This window comes from Roseateles sp. P5_E11 (genome assembly GCF_054049355.1).
Genome location: NZ_JBFUMO010000967.1, coordinates 1 through 1,376 on the forward strand (window position 1 = coordinate 1; position 1,376 = coordinate 1,376).

Here is a 1,376-nt window from a genome sequence, read left to right on the forward strand (position 1 = left end):
GCGGAAGCCATCGATGCCGGTTTCTCGCACCCAGAACTTCATCGCGTCGATCATTGCGGCGCGCAAGCCCGGGCTCTTGTAGTTCAGCGCGACGACATCGTCCCAGTGCTCCTCGCCCGGCTGGCCTTCGTTGAAGGTGACGGGGTAGATCTCACCCTTGCCATTGAGCTTGTACCAATCCCTGTGCGCCGTGGCCCAGGGGTGATCCCAGGCCGTGTGATTGGCCACCCAGTCGAGGATGACCTTGAACCCCAGCTTGTGCGCCGCGGCGACCAGCGCCTTGGCATCGGCCAGCGTACCGAACTCGGGATTCACGGCCRTGTAGTCGCTGATCGAGTAGTAGCTGCCCAGCGTCCCCTTGCGGTTGAGCTTGCCGATGGGCTGGATGGGCATCAGCCACAGGATGTCCAMGCCCAGCCTTTTCAGCCGCTGCAGGTCCGACTGCACGGCCTTGAACGTGCCCTCGGGCGAGAACTGGCGAACGTTGATCTGGTAGATGACGGCCTGGCGGGTCCAGGGCAGATGGGGCATCTCGACGGAGGCGGCGGCAGAGGCACTCATGGCGGGCAGGGCGAGTGAGGTGGCGGCGGTCAGTACGGTGCGGCGGTTGGGCATGGCGGTCTCGATGAGGGACGTGCTGCGTGATCGCGGGCAAGTGGCAAGCGGTGGCGCCATTGAAACGGAAGATGCGTCCATGCGTGCGACAGAGGTCGAGCTTCTCTCCAGCTTGTGCGTCATGTGCCCCTGAATCATCGCCCGTCTCCCGACCGGGCCGATGAGGRCCCCCAAACGAAAAAGCCCGGCGCACGGCCGGGCCTCATTCAACACCGAAGCATCAGAACTTGTAGTTCGCCCCCAGCAGGAAGGTGCGCCCCCAGCGGATGTACTCCAACGGGCGATCCTTGGTGCCGGCGTAGGTTTGGTAAGCCTCGTTGGTCAGGTTGTTGACCTGGAACAGCAGCCCCAGACCCTTGAAGGCGCCCTCGTTGAAGGAGTAGCCCAGTTGGAGGTCGGTGATCTTCTCGCCAACAACGTAGCGCAGGGTACGTGAGCCGTTGAAGTTGCCGATTTCACCAATGAAGTCCGAGCGGCGGCGCTGGCTCACGCGGGCCTCGAACCCATTGGCCTCGTAGTAGGCCGTCAGGTTGTAGACCCGCTTGGACAGGCCGGGCAGCGCGATGTCGCCGCCACCCACGCTGCTCGCACTCTCCGGATCCTGGATCTTGATGCTGCTGTGGGTGAAGCTGGCGCTGGCCTGGATGCCAAAGCCCTTGAAGGTGTCGGAGACGAGGCTCAGCGGCAGCGAGGCCGAGAGCTCGACACCAGACAGCTTCCCGCCCTTGCCGTTGAACGGCGCCGTGAAAGTGCCCGTGGGC

The 1,376-nt window shown here is 64.0% G+C and carries 1 protein-coding gene and 1 pseudogene; both read right to left on the reverse strand.

Going from position 1 to position 1,376, the window contains the following annotated elements:
- Window positions 1–615 (reverse strand): alpha-amylase family glycosyl hydrolase (locus ACXJKR_RS32550; protein WP_457326377.1); only part of this gene is annotated, 615 nt, incomplete at its 3' end.
- Window positions 616–835: 220 nt separating this feature from the next.
- Window positions 836–1,376, reverse strand: a pseudogene (locus ACXJKR_RS32555) (TonB-dependent receptor); the annotation flags it as partial.